This is a genomic window from Actinoplanes derwentensis, assembly GCF_900104725.1.
Lineage (GTDB): Bacteria > Actinomycetota > Actinomycetes > Mycobacteriales > Micromonosporaceae > Actinoplanes > Actinoplanes derwentensis.
Window position 1 is genome coordinate 2,188,606 of sequence record NZ_LT629758.1, and the last position, 24,955, is coordinate 2,213,560.

23 protein-coding genes are annotated in these 24,955 nt (G+C 71.0%); 8 read left to right on the forward strand and 15 right to left on the reverse strand.

All coding sequences use genetic code 11. The annotated features are described in order from the left end of the window. Positions 1–228: 228 nt before the first annotated feature. A complete protein-coding gene (locus tag BLU81_RS10040; RefSeq protein ID WP_157751447.1) occupies positions 229–1,395 on the reverse strand; it encodes a right-handed parallel beta-helix repeat-containing protein in 1,167 nt (388 codons plus the stop codon). Positions 1,396–1,607: 212 nt separating this feature from the next. Between BLU81_RS10040 and BLU81_RS10045 the strand changes: the two genes are divergently transcribed. The 3 genes from BLU81_RS10045 to BLU81_RS10055 are packed head-to-tail and all read left to right on the forward strand — an operon-like array spanning position 1,608 to position 4,419. Next, positions 1,608–3,209 (forward strand): hypothetical protein, encoded by a 1,602-nt coding sequence (locus BLU81_RS10045; protein WP_092543701.1) that lies wholly within the window; start codon positions 1,608–1,610, stop codon positions 3,207–3,209. A gap of 35 nt (positions 3,210–3,244) precedes the next feature. Further along, entirely contained in the window at positions 3,245–3,787 is a 543-nt protein-coding gene (locus tag BLU81_RS10050) for an RNA polymerase sigma factor (RefSeq protein WP_231954366.1), read from the forward strand. Beyond that, entirely contained in the window at positions 3,784–4,419 is a 636-nt protein-coding gene (locus tag BLU81_RS10055; protein WP_092543705.1) for a hypothetical protein, read from the forward strand. Before BLU81_RS10050 ends, BLU81_RS10055 begins: the two co-directional genes overlap by 4 nt. A 36-nt stretch (positions 4,420–4,455) precedes the next feature. Here the strand turns inward: BLU81_RS10055 and BLU81_RS10060 are convergent, their stop codons facing one another. The 5 genes from BLU81_RS10060 to BLU81_RS10080 form a co-directional block, all read right to left on the reverse strand. Beyond that, positions 4,456–5,280 (reverse strand): NAD(P)H-binding protein, encoded by an 825-nt coding sequence (locus BLU81_RS10060; RefSeq protein WP_092543707.1) that lies wholly within the window; start codon positions 5,278–5,280, stop codon positions 4,456–4,458. A gap of 60 nt (positions 5,281–5,340) precedes the next feature. Next, complete coding sequence (locus BLU81_RS10065; RefSeq protein WP_231954368.1) at positions 5,341–5,856, reverse strand: MarR family winged helix-turn-helix transcriptional regulator; 516 nt, start codon at positions 5,854–5,856, stop codon at positions 5,341–5,343. Continuing rightward, the gene (locus BLU81_RS10070) at positions 5,853–6,320 is read right to left on the reverse strand and encodes a nuclear transport factor 2 family protein (RefSeq protein WP_092543709.1); all 468 of its coding nucleotides are present in this window, start codon (positions 6,318–6,320) and stop codon (positions 5,853–5,855) included. The genes BLU81_RS10065 and BLU81_RS10070 overlap by 4 nt, the downstream gene beginning before the upstream one ends. Before the next feature lie 36 nt (positions 6,321–6,356). Further along, positions 6,357–8,234 (reverse strand): ABC transporter ATP-binding protein, encoded by a 1,878-nt coding sequence (locus BLU81_RS10075; RefSeq protein WP_092543710.1) that lies wholly within the window; start codon positions 8,232–8,234, stop codon positions 6,357–6,359. Positions 8,235–8,376: 142 nt separating this feature from the next. Further along, the gene (locus BLU81_RS10080) at positions 8,377–9,486 is read right to left on the reverse strand and encodes an FAD-dependent monooxygenase (RefSeq protein WP_092543712.1); all 1,110 of its coding nucleotides are present in this window, start codon (positions 9,484–9,486) and stop codon (positions 8,377–8,379) included. A 105-nt stretch (positions 9,487–9,591) separates the two neighbouring features. Between BLU81_RS10080 and BLU81_RS10085 the strand changes: the two genes are divergently transcribed. The 3 genes from BLU81_RS10085 to BLU81_RS10095 all read left to right on the forward strand — a co-directional run bounded on the left by BLU81_RS10085 (position 9,592) and on the right by BLU81_RS10095 (position 11,382). Then, the gene (locus BLU81_RS10085; protein ID WP_092543714.1) at positions 9,592–10,182 is read left to right on the forward strand and encodes a TetR/AcrR family transcriptional regulator; all 591 of its coding nucleotides are present in this window, start codon (positions 9,592–9,594) and stop codon (positions 10,180–10,182) included. 166 nt (positions 10,183–10,348) lie between these two features. After that, a complete protein-coding gene (locus BLU81_RS10090) occupies positions 10,349–10,978 on the forward strand; it encodes a TetR/AcrR family transcriptional regulator (protein WP_231954370.1) in 630 nt (209 codons plus the stop codon). Further along, entirely contained in the window at positions 10,975–11,382 is a 408-nt protein-coding gene (locus BLU81_RS10095; protein WP_231954372.1) for a TIGR03618 family F420-dependent PPOX class oxidoreductase, read from the forward strand. Before BLU81_RS10090 ends, BLU81_RS10095 begins: the two co-directional genes overlap by 4 nt. Before the next feature lie 156 nt (positions 11,383–11,538). Here the strand turns inward: BLU81_RS10095 and BLU81_RS10100 are convergent, their stop codons facing one another. The 9 genes from BLU81_RS10100 to BLU81_RS10140 all read right to left on the reverse strand — a co-directional run bounded on the left by BLU81_RS10100 (position 11,539) and on the right by BLU81_RS10140 (position 21,767). Next, entirely contained in the window at positions 11,539–12,102 is a 564-nt protein-coding gene (locus BLU81_RS10100) for a TetR/AcrR family transcriptional regulator (RefSeq protein ID WP_092543718.1), read from the reverse strand. Between the two features lie 17 nt (positions 12,103–12,119). Further along, on the reverse strand, positions 12,120–12,761 hold the full coding sequence (locus tag BLU81_RS10105; protein WP_092543720.1) for a hypothetical protein: 642 nt from the start codon (positions 12,759–12,761) through the stop codon (positions 12,120–12,122). A 30-nt stretch (positions 12,762–12,791) separates the two neighbouring features. Continuing rightward, complete coding sequence (locus BLU81_RS10110) at positions 12,792–15,197, reverse strand: PEP/pyruvate-binding domain-containing protein (RefSeq protein ID WP_092543722.1); 2,406 nt, start codon at positions 15,195–15,197, stop codon at positions 12,792–12,794. 109 nt (positions 15,198–15,306) lie between these two features. After that, a complete protein-coding gene (locus BLU81_RS10115) occupies positions 15,307–16,167 on the reverse strand; it encodes a hypothetical protein (RefSeq protein ID WP_092543724.1) in 861 nt (286 codons plus the stop codon). 137 nt (positions 16,168–16,304) lie between these two features. Next, on the reverse strand, positions 16,305–16,664 hold the full coding sequence (locus tag BLU81_RS10120; protein ID WP_092543726.1) for a GntR family transcriptional regulator: 360 nt from the start codon (positions 16,662–16,664) through the stop codon (positions 16,305–16,307). Beyond that, positions 16,664–18,031 carry an MFS transporter gene (locus BLU81_RS10125; protein WP_092543728.1) on the reverse strand — a complete coding sequence of 456 codons (1,368 nt, stop codon included), beginning with the start codon at positions 18,029–18,031 and terminating at the stop codon, positions 16,664–16,666. The genes BLU81_RS10120 and BLU81_RS10125 overlap by 1 nt, the downstream gene beginning before the upstream one ends. Before the next feature lie 72 nt (positions 18,032–18,103). Next, positions 18,104–18,535 (reverse strand): hypothetical protein, encoded by a 432-nt coding sequence (locus BLU81_RS10130; RefSeq protein WP_092543730.1) that lies wholly within the window; start codon positions 18,533–18,535, stop codon positions 18,104–18,106. After that, positions 18,532–20,307: a dynamin family protein gene (locus tag BLU81_RS10135; protein WP_092543732.1), complete on the reverse strand. Its 1,776-nt coding sequence runs from the start codon at positions 20,305–20,307 to the stop codon at positions 18,532–18,534. The genes BLU81_RS10130 and BLU81_RS10135 overlap by 4 nt, the downstream gene beginning before the upstream one ends. Further along, on the reverse strand, positions 20,295–21,767 hold the full coding sequence (locus tag BLU81_RS10140) for a dynamin family protein (protein ID WP_092543734.1): 1,473 nt from the start codon (positions 21,765–21,767) through the stop codon (positions 20,295–20,297). Before BLU81_RS10140 ends, BLU81_RS10135 begins: the two co-directional genes overlap by 13 nt. A 170-nt stretch (positions 21,768–21,937) precedes the next feature. Between BLU81_RS10140 and BLU81_RS10145 the strand changes: the two genes are divergently transcribed. Together BLU81_RS10145 and BLU81_RS10150 are read left to right on the forward strand one after the other, a co-directional pair. Beyond that, positions 21,938–24,421, forward strand: a complete 2,484-nt coding sequence (locus BLU81_RS10145) for a LuxR C-terminal-related transcriptional regulator (RefSeq protein WP_092543736.1) — start codon at positions 21,938–21,940, stop codon at positions 24,419–24,421. After that, positions 24,418–24,954 (forward strand): LuxR family transcriptional regulator, encoded by a 537-nt coding sequence (locus tag BLU81_RS10150; RefSeq protein WP_231954377.1) that lies wholly within the window; start codon positions 24,418–24,420, stop codon positions 24,952–24,954. Before BLU81_RS10145 ends, BLU81_RS10150 begins: the two co-directional genes overlap by 4 nt. Position 24,955 lies beyond the last annotated feature (1 nt).

Below are 24,955 nucleotides of genomic sequence, written 5' to 3' on the forward strand. Positions count from 1 at the left end.
ACCGCCGGGCCGAATGCGACCGTCACCGTCACACCCCGCGGTCGATGTCCATCGGGTAGTCGAGTGCGGTGAGCAGGCCCCTGGGCTCGTGGAGCCGTACGGCGGCGGGCAGGCGTTCGGCTGGTCCAGGGGCCTGCCGGTGACGCGTGGGTGGTCGCCGACGAGGGCTTTCAGTCGGCCACACCACGGCGGGCGAGGCCCGCCGTGGTGTGGCCGGTAACCCAGCTGTCAGTTGTAGGTGTTGTTCGCGGTGGTCAGCCGGGTCTCGCCGGTCGGCAGAGGCGGGCAACCAGTGGCGCCGGCCCAGGTCGCACCTGCCGGGTTGAGGTACCAGGTCGGCAGGTTGGCGCTGCTCCCGGTCAGGTATATGCCGAGGTTGTTGTCAGTGAACCGGTTGTGGTACGAGGAGCATTCGCTTTCGTCCTCGTTGACTTCCTCCAGATAGTGCACGGCGGGCGGTGTCGAGGTACGGAGGAAGCTGTTGGCTCCGAACACGTTGGCATCGAAGGTGTTGAAGTTGCTCCCGTCCCGGACTTTCACTGGATCGCTGCTGACCCCGGTGACGTTGTTGCCGGTGAATCTGTTGTACGAGCTTTTGTGCGTGACGTAGACGGCGTGGATGTAGCTGCGCTCAGTGTTGCGCAGGTTCACGAAGTGGTTGTTGGCAATCCTGTTGTTCGACGATTCGGTGAGTACGACCCCGCCGTACCCGCATCGTGGCCAGTCCGTGTCGCCGCAGAGGCCACCGGTGTACTTGTTGCCGAGGGAATCGAAGACCATGCCGAAAACGGTGTTGCCGTCCAGGCCTCGCGTCGACGGCTGCCCGGGAGCGGAGGACGGGTTGTATCCGCCGCCGCAGGGCCCGGCCGATCCGTCGAGTGAGATGCCTCCGCTGGAGTAGTACTGCACCTTCAGGTAGTAGAATCGCAGGGCGGAAGTGCCGCCGGAGTTGAGCGAGCCGCCCGCGCAGGCGTAGAACCAGTATCCGGTGATGTACCGCTCGGAGCCGCTGGCTTGCGCATTCTGGAATACCGGCCGCGCAGCGATCGAGTCGGCACCCCCACCGATCTCGTAGTCGTCCGGCATGAACGAGATGGTGTGCCCGGGCCGGTACGTCTGCCAGATCGTCTGGTGGGCGGTGTAGGTACCGGAATGGATCCGTACCTCGACATCCTGGTCAGCCGGTCCTGCCGCGACGATCTGCTCGACACGCTCCAGTGTCTTCACCGCGGTCGCCGGGGAGTCACCAGCAGCCGAGTCCGATCCGGACGCATTCATGTAGATGATCTGCGTTCCCGCAGCGACGGCCGGCGAGGCTGGTAGGAATGCGATCAAGCCGAGAAGCGCGGCGGCCAGGGCCGAACGCACCGTCTTCCTCATGTTGACTAAGGACATGCCGCGGACGGTACCGGCCCAGCCGCGCCGTCACTGCCCGGGGCTTGGGGACCAGCTCCCGAAAAATCCCGTCAACCAAGATAGAAGCTCGTTGACCAGCGCGCCGGAGTCCGCGAACGCCCCGCGAGACTACGCCGCCCCACGCTCGGCGGCTTCTCGCGCCGCGGGCAGAATCTCCCCATGATCAAAAGAATCGAGTCGGCCGGTACCCGGTGAGCACGGTCGAGGTCCGGGTGGACCGGGTGCTGGGCGGCGGCCCGTTCTGCGAGATCGGCCGGCCACGCGTCACCGCGACCACACCCGATGGAACGCTCACCGCGATCGGCGGGGCGCTCACCACGCCGCAATGGCACGCACGTGACGTGTCCCGCCGGTCATCACCCGACCCGGGTTGGCATCCGACAGCGGTCTACCGCTCCACCGATCTCACCTGCCTGTTCCACCTGACGACACGATGGCCGGCCAATACGCTCGCTTTCCATCCCACCCTGCCGTTGCTGGCGATCGGCACCGGCCGATACGACGGGGGATGGGCCTACGAAGGTGAACTGCTCCTGTTGGACCTGGTGACCGGCGTGACCGTGTCGCTGCTGCAACATCCCCGCGAGGTTCGCCGGCTGACCTGGCAGGACCCGCAGACCCTCGACCTAGTGCTGGCAGTTCCCTGCGACGAGGACACGAAGAGGTTCGGCACCACGTCCCTGGCCTGCGCCATCCGCCGCGACGACTGGGACCGGGCCACCGACGGCATGCTGCGAATGCCGTACGGCGAAGAACCGTACCCGGACGAATGCCCGACAGATCCGGCTGACGCCACCGCAGTCCTCGAACAGCGACTAGGACGAGCCTGGACGCCGCGCAGAGCGGTCTGGGCAGTGCGGGGTCTCCCCGACGGCTGTGTTCTCGCCGCGCTCGACGGCATCGCGGTCGAATGCTGGACACCCACGTCGCCGGACCACGCCTGGCGAGTGCCCTCCGACGGCACCGGCTACCAGGTGACCACGCTGCCGAGCGAACGAACGGCGCTGACGTTGACGCAGACCACACACAGCTACGGCCGATGGACGACGCAGCCGAGTGCCGTGGTGGAGGTCGACCTGGACACCGGCGCCGTCCGGACGATTCACCGCGCCGCAGCGCCGTCGGTCATGGTGTCCCGGGCGGACGGCCGGTGGGCGTTGCGTGTCACTGAGGCGAAGGCGGGCCGGGTCACGATCGCCGGCCTGGCCGGTGCGCGCGGCCGCAAAGTACAGCTGGGACCCTACCGCCTGTTCAATCACTATTTCGACATCCGGTACGCCCCGGACCTACTCTTCCTCCAGGACGATGCCGACACCAGATGGGTGGTCGCCGTCGACACGCCACACCGCCGGGTACGGCGGCTGTTCCCGCTCGAATGGGATACGTCGCGCGGAGGGCACCTGTCCGGTGGCTGCGGCGCCTACCTCGACGATCGCGCCGGGCCGGCAATCGTCCACGCCGGCACGGTCCACAACGGTGCCGGGCTGCTACCCGGAAACGCTTTCGTGGTTCGCCGCGCCTATCCGACCGGCGAACCGTCCTGGGTCTTCACCGCCGACCACCAGGCCACCGCACTCGACGTGGACGGCGACTTCATCTACGTGACGTTCACGTCGGGCGAACTGGTCGTCCTGCGGGCCACCGACGGCGCGGTCCAGGGCCGCCAGCAACTTCGGGTGAACGGCCACCGCGTCGTGCCGTTCTCGCTGGCGCGCACCGGGGCGAACCTCCTGGCGATCGGCACCCAGGACGGCCGGGTACTCGACTGTTCGATCCACCGCCTCATCCACTGATGAAAGACCGGTAGCCCTGCCGGACATTCTTGAGTGTGGACCTTGTGAATGTGGACTCGCGCCGGGCGCGGTTCGAGACCCTGGCGCCGGCGGTGATCGATGCCGTGCGCCGTTATCTGGCCCGGCGCACCGATCCGGCGACCGCTGACGACGTGCTGTCGGAGACGTTGCTGATCTGCTGGCGGCGCCTGGACGAGATGCCGGAGGAGCACCTTCCCTGGGCGTACGGGGTGGCGAGGAACTGTCTGGCGAATGCCGAACGTGGGCGCCGCCGTCAGTTTCGGCTGTTCTCCCGGATCGCCCGGCTGGACCCGCCGGTGGCGGTGATCGACGGTCCCGGCCCGCCGGACGACGATCTCGGGCGGGCCATGCGGGAACTGACCGTGAAGGACGCCGAGATCCTGCGGTTGTGGGCCTGGGAGGATCTGCCGCCCGCGCAGATCGCCACGGTCATGGGGATCACCGCGAACGCCGCCTCGATCCGGCTGCACCGGGCCAGACAGAAACTTCGGGACGCCCTGGGAAAGACCGGCGACCGCGCCGGACATGAGGAGTCGACAGGAAGGAGATGGTCATGAACGACGACGATCTGCGGGAGTTACTGCGCCACGCGGACCCGGCGACATCACTGCAAACGGCCGCTCCGGATCAGGTTCGACAGCTCACGGAGGAAGCCATGTCCCGGACTCACGCCCGCCGGTGGGCGCTGCCCGCCACCGCCGCCGCTTTCGTGCTGCTCGCCGGAAGCGCGGCGTGGGCGGCGACCCGGCCGTCGGATGTTCCGGCCGTGCCCGTAGCGAAGGCCCCGGCGACGGTCGTCGAGCTCACCAGCGACGGTGGCGGCGACGCGAGGTGCGATCCGAGGCCGGATCCCGTCGGCCTGGCGGCGAACGCGGACTTCGCCTTCGAAGGCACGGTGATCAAGTTGGTGGACGGAGACGGCACTGAACAGCTCGACAATCCGGACGAGACGTCGGGTGTGGTGACACTGGCGGTGACGAAGGTGTTCAAGGGTCCGCAGGCCGGCACCGTTCAGGTCGCGCAGCAGTCCACCACGAACTATGCCGGGGTGCCCATGGTGGGCAGCGGCACGTTCGACCTGGGCAAGAGCTATCTGGTCGCTTCCACCGAGGGCAGTGTCTGGCACTGTTTCCAAAGCGGCGAGGCCGACGACCCCGGCCTCCGGGCACTCTACGAAGCGGCCTTCTGAGCCGTTTCGCAGAGGACCGGATGACCTGGGGCGGGATCAGGCGCCGAAGTCCGCGCGGTGGTCGCGCGCCCACTGCTCCAGGGTCCGGCCGTCGTTTCCGGTGAGGGCGCGCACCCCGTCACTGGTCCGGTCCGGCACGGTCACCGTCTCCGCCCAGTAGGCCAGCAGCATCGCGATGATGGGTTCGGGAATGAACCGGGCCGTCTCGGCGCGGAACTCCTCCGGGCTTATCTCCACCAGTTCGATGTCGCGGCCGATTCCGGCGCTGATCGCGGCGACCTGCTCGACACGGGTCAGCGACTGCGGGCCCGTCAGTGGGTAGACGCGGCCGAGGTGACCGTCGCGGGTGAGGGCCACGGCGGCCGCGTCGGCGATGGCCTTCTCGTGGATGGGTGGCTGCGCGGAGTGGATGTACGGGGCGCGGACCGGGGCTCCGGCTTTGATCGTCCACGCCCACGACAGCAGATTGGTCGCGAACGTGCCCGGCCGCAGAATCGTCCAGTCGTCGGTGCGTGCGGTCACGGCCCGCTCGATCGCCACATGATGGGTGTAGGTGACGGAGCTGACCTCCCGAGCCGATTCACCGGCCGCGGCCAGCGACGACAGCACCACGAACCGGCTGGCCCCGGCCGCCACCGCGGCGGTGACCAGGTCGTCCACCCCGTCTTCGAACGGGAACACGAACATCCGGTCCACCCCGTCGAACACGTCCGTCCCGAGGGTCACCACCTCGGCCTGCTCCGGTAGTCCCGCCCGCTCGGGGTTCCGGGACGTCGCCCGGACCTTCTCCCCGCCGGCCAGCAGGGTCGCCACGAGGTCACGGCCGATGGCCCCGGTGGCGCCGGTGATCAGAATCGTCATGATGAGTCTCTCTGAACGTGGGGGTGTGGGCCGCGGCGATCCGGTCCCACACCCCGCACGTTAGGAGCCCATCAGGTCAGTTTCCGACCGCAGTGTCCCGGTCGGGGGCGGCGGTAACGTGCCGTTCTCCAGCACGTTCGCGTAGATCCGTTCCAGCGACTCGGCCAGCGCGGGCAGATCGCCGCCCGGCAGATCGCCGAAGAACAGCTGTTTGACCAGTGTGGCGTGGCCCGGTGCGGCATCGGCGAGCACGGTGCGGCCGTGGTCGGTGAGCGCCACCTCGGTCACCCGCCGGTCGGTGGCCGCGGGTGACATCACCGTCAGCCCGCGGGTCGCCATCCGCTTGACGTGGTGCGACACCCGGCTGCGTTCCCAGCCCAGGTGGTTGGCGAGCGCGCTGACCGGCAACCGGCCGCCCAGCTCGTTCAACCCGGTCAGCACGTCGTAGTCGGCCATCGAAAGCGCGCTGTCCGCCTGCAACTGGCGATTGATCTCGTACGTCATCCGCAGTTGCAGACGCATCCAGGCGAGCCAGACACGTCTTTGGCCGGCGTCCAGCCACGGGCTATCGGTCACCGGTCCTTTATAGCGGCGATGGTGTCCTGCGCCGACCTACCCCATGCCACACCGTCGGCGTGGGTGTTGGCGAAGTCCGGGTCCACGTAGATGTGGACTCGCTTGATGAGTTCGCCCTCGAACTCGAACACGTTGCAGAACAGCCCGAAGGAGGAGACACCGTCCGGGAACTCCACGCCTGAACTCGTTGTTCCGTTCTCCGCGCCCTCGACGATCACATGGTCCCCGGACGTCAGCACGACGAAGTCGTCGATCTCGTGGGTGAGCGAGGAGAGTCCCCGGCCGAGAGTCTGCGCGAACGCTCCGATCTGTGCCTTTCCGCGCGCGATGCCGAACTTCGGGTAGAACATCTGGGCGTCGTCAGTGAAGACGTCGAGGACCGCGGGATCGCCCGCGTCCACCATCCGGAAATAGCTGATGGCGACCTCTTCGCGACGCTTCTGGAGATCGGTGGTGGCGTTCATTCTTCCTCCTGCTGCGATCAAGCCTTGCGTGACATGTCATGCATACCTTGAGGCCCGATCAGATGACATGTCATGCTTCTCACCATGGCGCTCCGTGCCGAGGAAACCACCGGACTGCCGCGACCACAGGTCCGCGTAGATGCCGGCGCGTTCCAGCAGCTCGGCGTGGGTTCCCTGCTCCACTATCCGGCCGGCGTCGAGAACCACGATCCGGTCCAGGTGCGCGATGGTGGACAGCCGGTGCGCGATCGCGATCACCGTACGGCCGGACATCACCTCGCCGAGCGTGTCGTGGATGACGGCCTCGGCTTCCGAGTCGAGCGCGGACGTGGCCTCATCCAAGATCAGGATCGGTGCGTCCCGGTAGAACGCGCGCGCCAGCGCGATCCGCTGCCGCTGGCCACCGGACAGGCGCACACCGCGCTCGCCGACATGGGCGTCCAGGCCCGTGCGGCCGTCCGCGTCCCGGAGCGCGGCGACGAATCCGGCGGCGGACGCCCGGCGCAGCGCCTTCTCGACCGGTGCGTCGTCGACGGGGCCCGGGCCGGCGATGTTCTCCCGGACCGAACGATGCAGCAGCGTGGACTCCTGGGCGACCATGGCGATCCGGGCGCGCAGACTCTCCTGCGTCACGTCGGTGATGTCGGTGCCGTCGATCGTGATCGTGCCGGACTCCGCGTCATGGAACCGCAGCAGCAGGCCGACCAGCGTGGACTTACCGGCTCCGGACCGGCCCACGATCCCGACACGCTCACCGGCCGCGACGTCGAGGCTCAGCCGGTCCAGCCCGCCCGTACCGCGGCCGTAGTGGTGGCTGACCTGCGCGAAACCGATGGCTCCACCTCGTACCAGCAAGGGCCCTGCCTGTGGTTTGTCGGCGACCGCGAGCGGCTGCGCGATGACCCGCAGAGCCCGCCGGAGCACACCGACGGACCCGTTCAACGACGACACCGCGTCCAGCAGCCATTCGGCCATCGCGGTGATCCGGAAACTGAGCGCCACCGCGGCCGCGACCAGACCCAACGGCGCGGATTCGGTACGCCAGAGCACGATCCCGTATCCGACGAGCCCGACCAGCAGCGCACTACTGAGCGCCGTCATCGTGCCGTTGATCGTCACCTCGACCCGCTGCAGATTCACATGCGCCCGCCTGGCCAGCCCGAACACCCGACGATCATGCTCGGTACGGGTGTCCTGACCGCCGAGCAACGCCAGCGTGTCAGCGTTGGCATACGAGTCGACCAGCAGCCCGGTCAGCTCGGACTCCGCCTCCTGCAACCGCTCCGAGGCACGCCGGTAGCGCGGCACCGTCCACCACATCAGCAGCGCGTACGCCAGGATCCAGGCGCCCAGCGGCAACAGCAGTCGCAGATCGATCGCCGACATCACCCACACCGACCCGGCGATGTACGCGACCACGAACACCAGCGTGTGAATGACCGAGTACGCGGCGGTGCTCGCGGCATCACCACCGTCACGCACCCAGGTGGCGATCCGCCCGGCCAGGTCGGAGCGGAACCAGCCGACGGACTGCCGGGACACGTACCGGTGTGCCCGCCAGCGGGCGAGCTGACGGGCGTCGACCCGGAACGCGATGTCGTCCAGCGCCTCACCGACCAGGTGGATCCCCGGCCTGACCAGCGTCACGAACACGGCCACGCCCAGCAGTTCGGCACCGTGCCCGGCCCAGAGCGTGCCCGGGTCGGCGGCGGCGAGCATGTCGACCAGCCGCCCGGCATAACCGATCAGCCAGACCTCGATCGCGGCAGCCAGGATCGTGGTGACGACCGCCGCCACGACGACCAGCCGCAGCGGCCGGAACACTTCCAGAACAAACCGTCCGGCCCGGGCGTCGGGAGTGGAGCCGTCACCGGCCGGAAAAGGATCAACAGAGTTTACGAACAGACCTGACACGAAGCGCCTTTCCGGCAGCGGAGACGAACAGGAAACCGGGAAAACCGCCGGACGTCCTCATGATCGATCTCCTCTTCACAGGTCTCTCCTGGCGAGGCTAGGCCAGACCGTGCCCCTGCCGCTCCCCATTTAGAGCGCGGGTTCAGCTACGGGCCATCGCCCGGAGCCGGTCGTTGCGTTCGTCCAGCGCCTGCTGGGTGGCGGGCATCAGGAGCTCACCGCCGGGGCCGGCGCTGTCCTGAGCGTGGGTGACGTACGGGCGCTGCTTGTCCTCGTACTCGCCGAAGGCTGCTTCGAGGTCGTGCGGGTGGTGGAGCAGAGCCTGCGCGAGCAGCCAGGTGCCGGTGAGGGCCAGGGAGGCGCCGCGCCCGGACAGGTTGGAGGCGCAGTGCGCAGCGTCGCCGACCAGCACGACACGCCCCTGGTGCCAGGTCGGCATGTGGATCTGGCTGACCGAGTCGAAGTACAGCTCCGGGTCGTGACGCACGGCATCGAGGATCTCCGGAACGCGCCATTCGTCGTGGCCGGCGAAGGCGTCGAGCAGGATGCGCTTCTGGGCGTCCAGGTCGCGGTAGTCGTAGTCGATCCAGTCGGAGCGGAAGTTGAGGACACCGAGCGCGGTGTCGTGATAGTGCGCGATGCCGATCAGGTGACCCGGCCAGTTGAGGAACGGGCTGGTACGCCCGCTGTCGTGCGGGGCGGTCAGGTTGGTGAGAGCGACGTAGAAGCCGAGGTGTTCGAGGTAGTCGCTCTCCGGCCCGAAGGTGAGCCGGCGAGTCAGCGAGTGCAGTCCGTCGGCGCCGACGACCAGATCGAACCGGTCCTGTTTGCCGGAGGTGAAGGTGATCTCGACGCCGGTGCCGTCGTCGTGGAGCTCGGCGATGGATTCCCCGAACACGAGTGACGTCGTGCGGGTCAGAGCCTCATGCAGGACGCGGGCCAGGTCCTCGCGAGGGATCTCGATGTCCTGCTCGGAGTCGCTGATCTCGCTGACGGGCAGTTCAGCGACCAGGGTGCCGGTGGCGTCGACGAACTGGGCTCGCTCGGTCATGGTGACCCGGCGGGCCTGGATCCGGTCGAGGACACCCATCGCGCGGGCGACGTCGAGGGCGTCCCCGCGTACGTCGACGGGTGAGCCGTTGACCCGCAGGTGGCCGGCGCGCTCGACGATGGTGACGTCATGGCCGGTGGCGCCGAGGTTGATACCGGCGGCGAGGCCGGCCATGCCGGCTCCGGAGACGAGGATGCGCATGGGGTGCCTTCTTTCGCGGTGAGAGGGGACGGGACGGACCCCGGTGTCGGACCGGGTAAGAAACCGGAAGTATCTTTTTGGTGGCGGCCGGACGGAGGATTCACGATGGGCACCACACCAGCGACACGCCGGCGCGGGGCAGCGCTCGAAGACGCCCTGCTCGATGCGGCCTGGGCGGAGCTGACGGATCGCGGTTACGAGTCGCTCAGCCCGGAGAGCGTCGCCGAGCGGGCCGGGACCAGCAAATCCGTGGTCTACCGTCGCTGGCCGAGCAAAGGCGAACTGGTGCGGGCGGCGTTGCTGCACATCGCCGGACGGGACCGGGACCCGGTGACCGTGCCGGACACCGGCAGTCTGCGCGGCGATGTCATCGCGTTGCTGCGCCAGGTCAACGAGCGTCGCCTCGCTCTGGCCCTGGCGTTGATCGCCCAGCTCGGTGATCTCCATCGCGCGACCGGCACGAGCATCGACGACCTGCGCGTGACGCTGTCGGCCGGCCAGCGGTCCGCGATGCAGGAGATCGTCGACCGCGCGGCCATCCGCGGCGAGATCGACCCGTCGAGACTCACCCCGCGCATCGTCCGGCTCCCGGAGGATCTCTTCCGGCACGAGCTGCTCATGACCTCACGGGCCGTGCCCGATGTGGACATCGTCGAGATCGTCGACACCATCTTTCTCCCTTTGGTCCTCAGCTGACCACGAACGACCCTGCAATAAGAAACTTTCCGTCTCTAAAGTCACGATAGCGCCCAGCCTTAAGATACGCAAAGTCTCTTACTTTGAAGCGGTCAGCCCGCCGGCCCGGAAATCGGAATAAAAATTCCACTTGGAAGATCTATTCCACTTGCGTACGATCGGGCACGTGACCGAGTCGTCCCCCGCCCTGCGCCGTGATGCCGAGCGGAACCGTCAGTTGCTGCTGCGCACGGCGTATGAGCTGATGGCCGCCGAAGGGCTGGACGTCTCCTACGAAGACATCGCCCGGGCCGCCGGTACCGGGATGGGCACGATGTACCGGCGCTTCCCGCGCCGGCAGGACCTGCTCGACGCCCTGTTCAGCGAGCACATCGAGACGGTGATCGGCTTCGCCGCCCAAGCCTCGCGGTACGACGACGCCTGGGCCGGGCTCGCCTGGTTCCTGGAGCGGCAACTCGAGATCGAGGCGCAGAGCCGGGGACTCGGAGAACTGCTGCGCAGCCGTGACCAGGCCACCACACTGGTGCAGCGGGCCCACGAGCAGATGACTCCGCTCGTCGCGGAGCTCATCGCCCGGGCTGTCCGTGCGGGCCAGCTACCCGCGGGAGCGACGCCCGCCGACTTCGCCGCCGTGCACGTGATGGTCGGCAGCGTCATGGACGCCTCCCGGACCGTCGCCCCGCAACTGTGGCGCCGTGCTCTCACCATCGCCCTGGCCGGTCTGCGGCATGCCGACCTGTCCGGCGACCCGCCGGACGAGGCGGTCATCAACCACCTGTACCACGACAAGAAATGAAGGTTCCGCCCATCATGGCCCTGCCCGACGACCTCCTCGCTGTTCTGCACACCAAGGCGATCTGCTTCGTCACCACCCTGATGCCCGACGGATCGCCGCAGATCTCCCAGACCTGGGCCGGCACCGACGGCCAACACGTCCTGATCAACACGGTGGTCACCCACCAGAAGACCCGCAACCTCACCCGTGACCCGCGCATCGCCATCGGGATCGCCGATCCGGCCGCGCCGTCGCGCTCCTGGGCGCTGCGCGGCAGTGTCGTGACCGCCACCACGGACGGCGCGCGGGAGAACATCGACGAGTTGTCCCAGAAGTACATCGGCCGGCCCTATCCCGGTTTCGGCGGCGAACAGGAAGAACGCGTCATCCTCACCGTCAAGGTCGACCGGATCCACACCCCGTGACCCGGAAACGGGGCCGGGGATCAGTTGACTTCGGCTGGGAGAACGGGGCCGGTGGTTGATCAGGTGACCCGGCGCAGCGACTTCGACCGGCTCAAGACGCCGGCTCCGGCCGCCACGGTGCAGCGGTTCAAGAACCACGTGGCGCACAGGAGGGCCCTACGGGAACAGCTTGTCGAGGTGCGCGTCGAGCACGGCTAGTGCCTGCTCGGCGGTGTACTTGCCGCTGACCAGGTAGAGGCCGAGGCCTTCCATGAGGGCGAGCAGACCGCCGGCGGCTGTGCCGGCGTCCGGGCTGGGCAGCAGGTCGGCGATGAACGACAGCAGTTCGGTGGTGTCCTCGCGGAGTCCGGCCGCTGGGCGTACCGCGGTGTAGGCGAGGAAGGCCAGTGCTACCCGGGCGTTGTCGCTGCTCTGCTCGTCGAGCGGCAGCAGGGCGGTGATGATCGTACGTATCAGCAGCCGCGGCGGGGTTGGTGCGGCGCCCAGCCGGGCGATGGACTCGGTGACCCGGGTCTGGCTGCGGCCGCGGACCACGGCCATCGCGAACGCCATCATCTCGTCCTTGGTGGCGAAGTAGTGCTGCACCATGCCCGCTGAGACGCCGGCCTCGGCGGCGACGTGGCGCAGGCTGACCGCCTCCAGCCCGCGCGCCGCGGCGACCCGCATGAGGGCGGCGGCGATCAGCGCACGTCGTTCTTGGTGATCGACTTTCTTGGGCATGGCACCGATGCTTTCAGTCAGACAGTGGCGGTGGCCCGGCGGCCGCGGGGGAATCCGTCGGCGTAGAGCCGTACCTCGTCGACGGGTTCGCTTGTTCCGGTCGGCAGGTCGAAGGTCAGCGGGCTGCGTAGCCGTACGTCGATGCTGGTCTGCTTGCCGACCGCGACGTTCAGTACGCGGTGTTCGCCGTCGTTGTCGAACTGCACGGACTTGTTGGTCGGCACCGAGCGGTAGCGTTTGGACACCGACGCGACTTCGTCCCACGGAATAGTGAGGTCGATGTTTGCGCCGTGGCGCACGCGGATGCCCCGGTCGCCGACGATGTGCGGGTGCACTGTCATGGTGGCGAGGAAGCCGAACATCCACAGCAGGCCCCAGACGCCGAGCCCGAGCACGATCCAGCGGGCTGGGCGCCACGGCACAACATGTGCGACCACGGTGTCGAAGATGGGGATCTCGATCGCGGACAGCACGATGAAGACGCCGAGGATCGGCTTGATCACGCCTACGTAGGCGAAGGGTGCGTCGCCCGGGTCCGACACGGGCGGCCGGCGTCGCAGCCACAGGTACAGGCTGCGCCAGGCGACCCGTTCCATCTCGGCTGCGCGGCGCAGCAGCGGGCCGACGGTCTTGCGAGTGGGGGTGCTGGTCTGGCTCATCGTCGTCCTTGTCGCGGGGCAGGGGGGGAGTCAGGGGCGGTCGATGGTGACGGTGCCGGTGGCGCCGTCCACGGTGATCACTTGGCCGGTGCGGATCCGGTGAGTGACGCCGGGCACGCAGATGACGGCGGGGATGCCGTACTCGCGGGCCACAGTCGGGCCGTGCGCCATGATCGCTCCGGTCTCGGTGACCAGCGCGGCGGCGGTCAGGAACAGCGGTGTCCAGCCTGGGTCGGTGGTCGCGGCGACAAGGATCTCGCCTGGTTCGATCCGGGCGGTGGCGGGGTCGTCGACGATCCGGGCGGGTCCGGTCGCCCGGCCCGCCGCCGCCCCGACGCCGATGAGGGCACCGTCGTCGGCGGCCGCGGCCGGCAGCACGGCCTCAACGTCGGTACCGTCTGACAGCAGCGCCACCGGTACCGTCTTGCGGCGTAGTTCGCGCTGGTGCACGCGGCGGCGGGCGGTGACCGTGTCGCGGTGGTCGGCGCCCTGGTGCACCGCGGTGTGCACCTCGTCGAGGGTGAGGAACACGATGTCTCCGGGCGCGGCGAGCAGGCCGCCCGCGGCCAGGTCGGCGCCGATGATCAGCAGTTGCGCACGCATCGCCCGCAGCCGGTACAGACCGGCGAACTTGCCGCTCTCGCGCAGGCCGGCCAGCGCCCGGGCGCGGCGCAGCAGGAACCCGGCGAGCCGCCCGCGTACGGGCCGCCGGTGCCGGGCGCGCGCGATCAGGCCGGGCAGGGCGGCCTCGGCTGCCGCAGCGGCTCGCGCGAACCGCCGGTCGGGCGCCTGCTCCGGGTCGTCGAGCCGCAGGTAGTTGGCGACGGCGGCGAGCACCGGGGTCGGATCCTCGGCCCAGCGCGGCACGCCGAGGTCGACCTCGGCGGCGCCGCGGTGCCCGTAGGTGTCCAGGAACTCCGCGAGCCCGATCTCCGGCAGTTCGCCATCCAGGTACCGGGCGGCCAACTCGTCCGGCGGGGTGTTCAGCAGCAGCTCCTTGTGGGTGGCCGCGTCCTGGGCGAGGCGCCACAGCGCGAGGTCCATCTCGATGGTGACGTTGTGCGGCATCCCGGCGAGCACGGTGTGGATCTCATCGGCGGTGGCCACGCCCGTCAGCAGCCGGGCCGGCAGCGCCGCGGCGAGCATGCCGGCCACGATCGGCCAGGTGAGCTCGCCGGCGACGTCGGTCGGATCGTCGTCCTGCACGAAGCACAGCCGGTCGGCGGTGGTGCGCAGGTCCGGCGGAGGAGCCGAGGCCAGCCGGAGCCGGTCGACGGCGCGCATCATCCGTGCCCGGGCCGCCTGGGGTCGGGCGAGCGCACGGCTGATGCCGGCGAGCGCCTGTCCCGCCGTCCGCAGCGACGGCGTGGCCGCGCCGGATCCGCGCTTGGTGGGGCGCCGTGGCGCGAACCGGGGGTCGAGCAGGACGTGCTCCATCGCCGCCTGCGCGCGGGGGCCGAAGTCGACCGCGAGGATCTTGACCAGTCGGCCGCGGGTGGCGGGATCGCGGGCCATGTCGGTCAGGTCGCCGTAGAGGCGCCCGCCGATGTCGACGATGTCCGCCCGGACGCCGAGCGGCGCAAGCATCCCGGCGATCAGCGTCCGGAGGGTCGACATGCCGAGCGGGGTGGCCGGCTGCAGCATCCCCTGGACGTGGCCGAACTCCAGGTAGACGCGTGGCTCGGTGCCGGTGGCCGGGGGCGCCGGGAACAGGGTGGTGATCGGGCGGGACTGCAGCAGCCACGTCGTGCCCTGCCGGTCGATCGCCCACTCCACGTCCTGCGGTACGCCGAACTGCGTCTGGACGCGCGCACCGACCGACCGCAGTTCGTCCAGGTGCGCCGCCGTCAGGCAGCCACCGGCGTCCGGCGGTGACCCGTCGAGGACGTAGTGGTCGGCCGCGCCGGCGCCGTCCACCACGGCCGAACCGGGTCCGGGGGCGGCGTCCACCAGCATCTCGGTCCGGCGCCCGGTCAGCGGGTTGGCGGTGAACAGCACACCCGCGGCCTGCGCGTCGACCATCCGCTGCACGATGACGGCCATCGCGACCGTCGGGTCGTCCATGTCGTGGGCCCGGCGGTAGGCGATGGCGCGGGCGCTGTGCAGCGACGCCCAGCAGGTCTCCACCGCGGCGAGCAGCGCGTCCGGGCCGGTCACGTCCAGGACGGTGTCCTGCTGCCCGGCGAAGCTGGCGTCCGGCAGATCCTCGGCCGTCGCGCTGGAACGCACCGCCACCGGGCCGGCGCCGAGCCGCTGGTACGCCGCGAGGATCTCGGCCCGGGGGAGCGTGCCGGAGCGGTGCGCCCGGGTGGTGACGCAGAATCCCGGCGGCACCCGTTCCCCGTTGCGGATCAGCTCGCCGAGGCCGGCTGCCTTGCCGCCCACCAGGTAGGCCAGTTCGACGGAGACCTCGGACAGGGCGACGATGAGTGACATCTGTTCCCCCGAATGCAATACGACTGTATGGCTACGAAGGTACTGCGTTGGCGATGCAACTGCAATGCGATCCCGCGCCGAGCGGTCCGGAATTCACGACCCGAGCCGGTCAGTCCAGGAAGTGGTCGATCCAGTGGTCGTGGCCGACGTCGTTGCCCCACAGCACGGCCCGGTTCTCGGCGGCGGCGATCACCGCGACGGTGCGGACGAACGACAGGCTCACCTCCAGCCAGGACGGGCCGGGCGGCGGTGCGGCGGTGCGGGCCTGGGCCGCGCGGCTCATGCTGACGTAGTGCAGGTCGCGCATCGCCTCGTAGGTGGGCTCGTAGCGGGGCAGCGGCAGAGCGGTCAGGCGGTGGGCCAGGTCGGCGGTCTCGGCTTCGGTGAGCCAGCCGTGTACGCCCTCGGTCACGCCGAATCCGTAGCCCAGCACCGCGCCCCGGTCGGCCAGGGCGGCCAGCAACCGGCGCAGCGGATCGCCGGCCGGGACCCGCCAGGCGTCCAGCAGTGGCCAGTAGTCGAGCGGATCCTGGGTGCGGCCGACGAACTGCGGCCGGTCCAGGCAGCAGGCCGTGACCAGGGCCTCGAAGAGGATGTTGACGTTTTCGGCGCCGGCCCGGTCGCCGTGCAGCAGGCAGTGGCCGCGTTCGGGGCAGGTCCGGGACGGGCACACCAGGTCGTGGCGCTGGTCGGCGCGGGGTGTGCCGAGCCAGGGTTCGGGCCGGTGCCGCAGGTCGGGGCCGAGCCAGGTGCAGTGCCGGGCCAGGTCGGTCGGCGGGGTCCGCAGGTGGGCGGCCATCCGCGGCCACCGGGCGGTGAAGTCCATCCGGTGGCTGGCGGCGGTGTCACGGAAGAACGCGATCAGGAACGGGCCGGGTTCGCCGGTACGCAACAGGTCCACCAGCGCCGGGACGACCTCGGTCCGGTAACGCTGGTAGTCGAAGACGTGGATCTCCGCGTCGGCACCCATCGGCGGGCACCCTATCGCGTTGATCATGGTGACCGTCGCCTCGGCCCGGCGGTCGCGCCGTCGGCCCGGACCCGTGCCCGCCTCGCGAGGCCGCCAGGGGAGTGGTGGTACGGCGAAGGGCTACCTGCTCGTACCGATCAATGGTCTTCCAAAGCGGCCTTGACCAGGGCCAGCGCCACGCTCGCCGGAACACCGAGAGACCGGGTCCGCTCCGCGTAGGCGATCGCGGCGCGCTGGGCCTGCCCGGACGTGCCGGCCGCCTTCGCGGTGATCACCGTGCCGTGCCGGCCGCGGGTCTCGACCAGACCGGCCGCCTCCAGCTCGCGGTAGGCGCGCGCGACGGTGTTCGCGGCCAGGCCCAGGCCGGTGGCCAGAGCGCGGACGGCGGGCAGCCGGGTGCCGGCCGCGAGTTCCCCGTCGGCGGCCAGCGCGGCGATCCGCAGCCGGACCTGCTCGTAGGGGGCGACCGGCGAGTCCGGATCGATGACGATGTCCATCAGATCAGTGTGGGCGGGGTGTTGCCGGCCGCGACGATGGCGCGCCGCAACGGCACCAGGGCCAGCAGGATGCCGCCGAGCAGGAAGAACACCACCAGTGACACGATGCCGGCCCGGTAGCTGTTGGTGATCTGGAAGATCAGGCCGAAGAACAGCGGGCCCAGCCAGCTGGTGCCCTTGTCGCTGATCTCGTAGAAGCCGTAGTACTCGCCCTCTTTGCCTTCCGGGATGAGCTGGGAGAACAGGCTGCGCGACAGGGCCTGACTGCCGCCCATCACGATGCCGATGCCGGCGCCGAGCAGCATGAATGGGATCGGTTCGCCTTCCGGCAGCCAGTACGCGGCGACCACCACGCCCAGCCACAGTGCCAGGGCCAGCAGGATGGTCTTACGGGCGCCGATCCGGGTGGCGAGGGCGCCGAGGGCGAGGGCGCCGCCGAAGGCCAGGAACTGCACGATCAGGATCGTGATGATCAGAGTGGACTGGTCGAGGCCCAGTTCCTCGCTGCCGAACTGGCTGGCCAGGGCGATCACGGTCTGGATGCCGTCGTTGTAGATCAGGTAGGCGCCGAGGAAGGCCAGCGTCAGCGGGTACGCGCGCATGCCCTTGATCGTGCGGCCGAGCTGCCGGAATCCGCTGGTGATGATGTTGCCCGGCGCGGCGGCCTCGGTGGCGGCGGCTCCGGGGTGTTCGCGCAGACACAGCAACGGCACGATGGTGAAGATCGCCCACCAGACACCGGCCGACACGATCGACCAGCGGGCCAGGTCCAGGGTGCGCTGCGGGTTGCCCTCTTCCGACAGTGACATCACCGCGACCAGGTTCAGCAGCAGCAGGACCCCGCCGCCGAGGTAGCCGATGGCCCAGCCGCGGCTGGAGATGCGGTCCCGGTCGTCGGGTCCGGCCAGCTGCGGCAGGAACGAGTTGTAGACGACGATCGCGGCCCCGAACGCGATGTTCGCGACCATGAACAGCAGGCCGCCGAGCAGGTAACGGTCACCGGTCACGAACGCCATCGCGATGGTCGCGGCGGCACCGGTGAACGCGGCCCCGGCCAGCAGCGGCTTCTTGCGCGGCGCCCGGTCGGCGATCGCGCCCATCACCGGCAGCACGAACACCGTCAGCAGCACCGACAGCGACACCAGGTAGGCGTAGTACGAGCCGGCCGCCACCGGGATACCGAACGGGTGGACCGTGCCGTCGCACGCGTCGGCGTCGATCGCGCAGCCGGCGGCCCGTTCGGTGATGCTGGTCAGGAACGGGCCGAGGAACACCGTGATGACGGTGGTGGAGAACGCCGAGTTCGCCCAGTCGTAGAAGTACCAGCCGGTGCGTTCCCGTTTACCCGCGAGGGTGGTGCTTGACATGTGACGCGCTCCTGGGATGTGGTCGGTGCGCGGTCATGATGCCACTCTCACGCTCGCAGCGGGAGACGTGGATCACCGTTCATCCGTTGTCCACCAGCGGGCCAGGGCCGCGGTGGCCGGATCGTCGGAACCGGCCAGGAACGTCCACGGGTCGGCGCCGGGCGGAATCTCGACACCGGCGTGGGCGGCGAGTTCCTCCGGGGTGACCGTCTCGGCCGGCGGGACGAAGCCCTGCAGGTCGGGCGCGCCCAGGGTGGTGGTGTCGACCCAGGGGAAACCGTCGATCGGTTCCGGCAGGTCGACGTCGAGGGACGGGGGGAACAGGTCGTCGGCGACCGTCTCCGTTACATCGGGCAGGTCCGGGATATCGATCTCCGGCAGGTCCGGAAGGTCGGGCAGATCCGGAAGGTCAAGATCGACATGCTCCAGCGACGGCAGATCAGGGGTGTGCACGTCGTCCGGCAGGTCGAAGTCGAAATCGTCGTGGTCCCAGTGGTCGGTCATCGGAGTCCTTCGTCGATGGGAGCGGGGGTCAGGGAACGGGCGCGCAACAGGGCTTCGTCGGCCTGCCGCAGCCGGGCGGCGGCGGCGTCACGGTCGGTGGTGGCGGCGGCCCGCCGTTTCGCCCGGCCGGCCGCGTCCTCGGCGGCCGCGGCGTCGATCTCGGCGATCAGGGCGTCGAGTTCGCGCAGCCGGCGTTCGATGGCGTCGTCGAGCGCGACCGCGAGGGAGTACTGCAGGTCGGTGAACCGGCCGCTGATCTCGTCGGTGAGCGCGGCCCGGGCCTCGCCGAGCACGTCACGCAGCCAGGTGTGGGCGTGCCGGCGGTCGGTGTGCACGCGGCGCCGGTAGATGACGTACCCACCGGCGGCCAGCCCGAGTCCGAGGCCGGCGAACGGGATCAGGAATCCGGCACCGGCCACCGCGGACAGCCCGATCATCGCGCCTCGCCCGGCGATCAGCGCGATCCCGCCGGCGGACAGGGCGATCAGTACGTTGTCGCCCGCACCGTCACGCGGTGGCCCGGCCGTCATGGTGTGCCGCAGAGTCGCGCTGACCAGGGCCGGGTCGAACGTGTCGGCAAGGACCTTCTCGGCCACGTCGCGGTAGGTGTCCTCCAGCGTCGCCGACATCTGCGCGGCGACCGCCTGCAGCTGGGTGTCGAGTTCGTCCGGCAGCGCGGACAGCGCTTCACTGCCGGCGGTGTCGATGCGGCGGGCGTAGTCGTGCTGGACCTCGGTGATCCGGGTCCGCAGATGCCCGACGACCGCGACCCGGGCGTGCTGGATCTCGGTGTTGAGTCTCAGCGTCCACTGCCGGGACTCGGTGCGTTTGCGGGCGGCCAGGGCGGCGCGTTCGGCGCGGGTGGCGGCCTGGGCGGCCGGGTCGGCGGCGGACGCCTTCACCCGTTGGTCGCCGGCGTCACGCAGCCGGGTCAGGTCGCGGTGCGCGGCGCGCAGCACGTTGGCCAGCCGTAGCTGGTGGCCGCGGCCGGCGAGTTCGACCAGGGCGTGCTGCAGGTCGGGCACCTTGGACTCGGCGGCCAGGGTGTCGCGGGTGGCCGGGTCGGCGGTCAGGGCGATCTCGGCGAGGCGGGCACTGACCGGGAACCAGGGCGCGGCCGCGAACCGGGGTGCGTGCGCCTGCAGCAGGGATCGGTTGTCCTCGGCGATGGTCCGCCACTGCGGGTAGGCGTCGATCTTGGTGAGGGCGAAGACGACGGCGTCGACCCGTTCGGTGGCGGCGGCCAGGAAGTCCAATTCGGGCTGCGACAGCGGGGCGGACGCGTCGGCGACGAACAGCAGCGCGGTGGCGCGGCGGACCGCGTCCAGGGCGATGGTGGCGTGCACCGGGTCCAGGCCGCCGGCGCCGGGGGTGTCCAGCAGCGTCAGGTACTGCAGCAGCGGCGCCGGATGGGTGACCTCGATCTTGCGGGTGCGCTGCTTGCCGCGGGCCCACTCGTCGAGGGAGTCGATCTCGATCTCCGCGCCGCCGGGCAGCCACGCCCGCGCCGAGAACACGCTGCCGGGCACGAAACTCAGGTAGGCGGCGGTGGTGACGGCGGCGTCGACCGGGGACAGGCCGGGCACCCCGAGCAGCGCGTTGATCAGGGAACTCTTGCCGCGTTTGGTCTCGCCGACGACGACCACACCGGGGCGGGTCAGGTGGGCGCGGCGCAACTCGACCAGGTCGGCGGCCGCGTCCGGGTCGGCGGTGCGCAGGTAGGAGACGGTGTCGCGGACGGCGTCGTCCAGCAGGGCGGTCAGGTCCTGCACTGGCGTACCTCCTGGGCGAGCAGCTGGAAACCGCGGTGGGCGACGTGCGCGAGACGGGCCTGGGCGGGTCCGGCGCCGTCGACGGCGTACGCCCGCCAGCGTCCCGCGGCCAGCACCGCGGCACTGGCCAGTTGCCCGGCGTCGGCTTCGGGTAGCCGCAGGATCCAGCGCGGGTCGTCGGAGGTGGCCAGCCGGATCAGTTCCTGCTCCCAGTCCGGTGGCAGGGTCACGGCGCCGGTGGCGGCCCGCTGGGCGGCGTCCAGCAGCCGCAGCCGGTGGTAGGCGGGGTCACGCAGGGCCTGTTCGACGGCGTCGCGGATGACCGGGCGCGACTGCGGGTCGAAGGAGGCCAGGCGTTCCAGCCGGGTCAGCGCCCAGCCGGCTTTGATGGCGTCGGAACGCCAGCGGAACGTCTGGTCGACGGTGGCGGTGAGCCGGTCCAGGCCGGACGCGGCACACAGCCGGCGTACCAGTTCGCCGGTGCCCAGGCGCGGTTCGGCGGCCAGCAGCGCGCAGGCGTAGCCGATGCCGTACAGGTCGAGCCGGATCAGCAGGCGTTCGCGCTGGTCGGGGCCCAGCGGTGCGGGGCGGGTGCGGAACAGGTCGGCCGACAGCAGCAGGATCCGCAGGTCGTCGGCGGGCAGCGCGGCCAGCGCGGCGAGGGCGTCGCGGTCGGTGCCGGTGAGCCGCCCGGCGGTGGTGGTCTCGGCGAGCAGGCCCGCGACCGGTACGACGTCGCCGACGGTGCGCAGCAGCAGCCCGGCCTGCTGGCGGGCCAGGGGTTCGGCGACCGGCCACGGGTCACCGGCCCCGCCGACCAGGGTGTCGACCTTGCCCAGCACGCCGATCGCGTTGATCGGGCTGGTCGCCAGGCGGGCCGAGGCGGTGTGGAAGGCCTCCAGGGCGCGCACGTCGTCGGCGCGCACAGCCTGGGTGAAGACGTAGACGACGGCTTCGGCGGCGGCCACCTCGTCGGCGGAGTCGTCGTCGATGCCGACGGCGGCTTCGGCGCGGGCGCTGCCGGCGGTGTCGGTGGACGCCAGACCGGGGGTGTCGACGACGGTCAGGTCCCGCAGCCGGTCGGAGGTCAGGGCCACGTCGACGTACGCGATCCGGGTGGCGGGCACGCCGAGACGGGCCGGGACCATGCCGTCGTCGTCCAGGGGAAGACTGTGGCGTTCACCGTCACGGGTGACGACGTCGATGCGGTCGGCCGGCCCGTAACGGAACCGGGTGACCACGCGCGTGCACTCGCCGGCCGCGGTGGGGGCGACACGACGGCCGATCATCGCGTTGACTAGTGTCGACTTTCCGGCTTTCAAGCGGCCCGCGATCGCCACTCGTAACGGATCGTGAAGCCGATTGCTGATCTGCCGGACCTGTTGACCAGCATCGGAGGATACCCGGGTGACGATCTCGTGACACAGCGTCGCGATCCCCGTGGTGAGCTGACCGGTCACTTCGACTCGTCAGCGCAGCACACCGTCGGCGACAATGTGCGTATCGCGGATGTCGTCGTCACGAAGGGACCTTTCGGTAGCAGTGGTTCTCGCACCACAGACTACGGACGCACCCGGACCGGCCGGGATCCCGTGTTCGTGCCAGTGACGTCGACAAGGGGGGAGCACAGGTGACGGACGAGCCCGAGACGGCCGCCCGTACCGTGTTGCGCCAGGGGCCCGCCCTCGTCGTGCTCACCGGCCCACCCGGCTGCGGACGTTCCACACTGCTGCGCCGCATCGCCGCCACGGTCCCCGGCCCCGTCCACCTCGGCGGCGGCCTGGCCATGCTGGCCGAAGTCCCGGCCCTGGCCCTGTCCCGGGCGGTCCGCGCCCGGCTGCCCGCCGACGACGTCCCGCTGCTCGCCGAAGCGGTCCGCTCCCGGGTGCGCGGCGGCCTGCTGGTGCTGGACGACCTGCAGCACGCCGACCCGGCCACCCTCGCCGCCCTGCCGCACCTGGCCCGCTCCTGCCGGGTCCTGGTCGCGCTGCGCACCCCGCACCGGCTGCCCGAACCGCTGGCCGCCGCACTGCGCGACGCCGCCACCGCCTGGCTGCCGGTGCCGCCACTGACCGCCGCCGAGGCCGCCGCCCTGGTGCGCCAGACCGCCGGTGGTCTCGGTGAACAGGCCGCCGCCACGGTCATCGCCCGGGCCGGCGGCAACCCCCTGGCGGTCATCGCGCTGGCCCGGCAGGCCGCCGCCGGTCGCGCGCCGATCGGCGAGGACATCGACCAGGTGGCGTACGCGATCGCCGCCGCCCTGGCCGACCTGCCCCGACCGGCCCGCACCGCCCTGGCCGCACTCGGGCTGCTCGGCCGGCCCGCAGCCCCGGCCCTGCTCGGCACCGGCGCCGCCGACCTGCTCGCCGCGGGCCTGGTCACCGCCGAGACCGGCGGCTCGCTGATCCCGGTGTCGGCGTACGTCGCCGAGACCGCCGCCGGCCTGCTCGACGCGCCCGCCCGCGCCGAGATGCACGCCCGTCTCGCCGACCTGACGCCGCCCGCCGAAGCCGCCCGGCATCTCGCCGCCGCCGGCGACCCGGCCGGCGCCTACCGCAAGGCTCTGGCCGCCGCCGACCACAGCGTCGGCGCGCAACGCTGTGCCCTGCTGCTGTTCGCGTGCGGCCTGGACACTCCGGTCGACCCGCGGGTGCGGCTGGCCGCCGCCGACGCGGCACTGGCCACCGGCCGGGCCCCGGACGCCGCCGACGTGCTGCGCCCGCTGGCCGCGAGCATCGTCCCCGGCCCGGCACCCGACCCGCTCGCCCTGGAAGCCGCGGTGCTGCGCGGCGAGGCCCTGCTGCAGGCCGGGGAGCCGGCCGCCGCCCGCGACGCGGTCCGCCCGGTACCGGACACCGCGACCGCCGCGGTGGTCGCCGCCCGCGACCGGGTCGTGCTGCTGGCCACCCTGACCGCCGAACCGATGAGTGCCCTCGAACTCGCCGACAAGATCGCCGTGCGGCATCCGTCGCCACCGCCGGGCATCACCGCCGCGCTGGCCGCGGTCCGGGCCACCCACCGGCTACCCGGCTGGGACACCGCCCTGGCCGAGGCCGCCCGCTTCGACGACCCGCTGATCGCCCGCTGGTCGTCGTGGCTCCTGGTGGAACACCTCGCCGCTGAAGGCCGCCTGGTCGAGGCGGCCGGCGCGGCGTTGCAGGCGGCCGAGGCCGCCGGACAGGCGCTGGCGTACGGGTGGCAGACCCGTTTCCTGGCCGCTTCCGACTGGGCCCTGGCCCTGCACGGCCCCGGTTTCCCGGCGGAACTGTCCTGGGACGGCACCGAAGGCGTGCTGCGCCGGGCCGCGAACCTCACCGACCTGGCCCTGCCCGCCCAGGCCCGGGCCTACGCCACCGCCGCGACCGCCCTGATCGAAGCCGACACCGGCCTGCTCGCCGCCGCCCGCGCCCGCCTCGACCACGCCCCGGCCCACCCGGCCGCCGACTGGGTCGCCCGCGAAGCCGCCTGGCTCGACGGCCAACCCGACCGCGCCGCCCGGATCCCGGCCGACGCCGGCCACGGCCTGCTCGCCGGACTCCACGCGATCACCGCCCGCTGGGCCGCCTACGACCTCGGCGAACCCGGCAGCCCGGCGATCCCCGTCGACCTGCCGGCCCCGGCCCGCCGCACCCTGACCGCCTGGGCCGTCGGGTCTGGACTCGACACCGCCGCCGACAGCTGGCAACCGGTGTCACTGCGCGAACAGATCCGCTGCCTGATCGCCGCCGGACTGACCGGCACCGACCGCGACACCGCAGTCGCGGCCCTGCTGCGCGCCGAAGAACTCGCCGACACCGCCGGGCTGACCGTGCTGGCCGGGCGCGCCCGCCGCGGACTGCGCCGCCACCAGATCCAGCGTGACACCCGCAGCCCCCGCTCCGACGGGCGCCTGACCCGCCGCGAACTCGACGTGCTGCGCCTGGTCGCCGCCGGGGAACCCACCCGCCGCATCGCCGGGCAACTCGGCATCTCCGCCGAGACCGTCGACACCCACATCCGGGCCAGCATGCGCAAACTCGCCGCCCGCACCCGTACCGAAGCCGCCGCACTGGCCTTCGCCGTCACCCCGGCAGCAGGGCCCGAACCCTTCGAACCCAGCGAGGATGGCCGGTGATACGACAGCCCGACGACGCTCCACGCCACGTAGTAGCCACTTCCGCCGAAGCAGACACCGTTCTGCGCCGGCTGGCCCGCGAGGGATGGACCGCCCGGGCCGGTTTCGCCCTGCCCGACCCCACCTGGGACGTCGGCGCCGCTCACCTGGTGCTGCACGGCCGCATCGGCGACGACGACACCGAATCCGCGCAACTCGCCGTCCTCGCGGCCGCCCGCGGCGCCGGAGTCGTCGCCGTCTGCGACACCGAATCAGCCGCCGGCCGGGCCCTGATCGACGACCTGTCCCGCCTCGGCCCGGTCAATCAGGGCGTCGACGGCGGCGACCCCCTGGCCAACCTGATCCCCGAACAACGCGCCCTGCTCGACCGCCTGGCCGCCGGTGACACCATCGCCGCGGCGGCCGCCGCCGAATTCCTGTCGCTGCGCACCGCCAACCGCCGCATCGCCGAGGCACGGGCCCTGTTCGGGGTGCGAACCACCCGTGAGGCGGTCCTGGCCTACCTGCGGCAGCGCCAGCGCGCCCCCGAATAGG